Raw genomic sequence first — 1,131 nt, 5'->3', positions numbered from 1 at the left:
TGGTTTGAGCGGCGATGGATTGGACACCATTTGCATTTACGCTACTCGTAGGTTGAGTTATCGTTGCTTTGTTGTCGTCGGTTGTCGAGTTAGAAGCTAAATTAGACATAATCATCCTAATAAGTGACAAAAAGTGATTGGGAAGCTAGCAAACCACTGTAACTATAGTAGCGATCTGCTAAGCCACTTCATCGTAATAAAAATTCATAAAACTATTGATAAAGTTTTGTAAGAGCGTGTCTTTAATATGCTGAGCTTATGATACTGACTAGTTCTCTAAAAACCGTACTTTTCCTGTCTCTAAGTCATACTCTGCACCAACGATAAGCAGCTGACCACTATTGGTTAGATCTTCTAGCGCACGCGAACCATGTTTTAGTTGACTGACTGACATACGCACATTAGCACTGATAGAACGCTCAAGTAATTCGTCCGCATCTACGTCTTGACCATTGGCCGTCGCAAGCTCATGCAAGTTATAAACGCTTGGGCGAATACGATCGACGATAGATTGTAAGTTGGGCGTATAGTTCTGCTCAGGGTTGATAAGCGCTTCAACACAAGCCGTCACCGCACCGCAGTGTGAATGTCCGAGCACCACCACCAGCTTGGTACCGAACTTTTCGGCTGCAAACTCGATTGAACCGATTTGTGATGGTGCCACCACATTACCTGCTACCCGAATGACAAATAAATCACCCAAACCTTGATCAAAGACAATCTCAACGGGCACGCGTGCATCTGAGCAGCCCAAAATTATCGCTAGTGGATCTTGATCATTGACAAGCTCAGGGCGTCTTTGCATACAGGGGTCGGTATTAGTCAGGCTATCGACGTAACGTGCGTTGCCTTCTTTTAAAAGCTCGAGTGCTTCTTGACCTGTTTTTGGGCGTGTATCATTCGGCATAAAGTGTCCTTAATTATTGATAATTATTAGAGCATTAAATGGCTTTAGATTTATTTTCTAGCGATTACTTAGCTCGTGGTCTATTAGTAATTCTTAAGCCTTTTGGCTCATTATATTGGTCAGCCATGAAGTAATTGTATAGGAATAGAGGCTAAAAAATGATAAAAAAATTGTGTTAAAGTCATTTTTTCAATTAAAAACTAGAAGTAGTCTCTAGAGAGTAT

At 41.4% G+C, this 1,131-nt stretch carries 1 protein-coding gene; it reads right to left on the bottom strand.

Going from position 1 to position 1,131, the window contains the following annotated elements:
- Positions 1-268: 268 nt before the first annotated feature.
- Positions 269-907, bottom strand: a complete 639-nt coding sequence (locus tag ACS8FD_RS16080) for a carbonic anhydrase (RefSeq protein WP_439262197.1) — start codon at positions 905-907, stop codon at positions 269-271.
- Between the last annotated feature and the right edge of the window lie 224 nt (positions 908-1,131).

The organism is Psychrobacter sp. 1U2, assembly GCF_051847575.1.
This window is presented reverse-complemented; position numbering and strand designations above follow the sequence as displayed.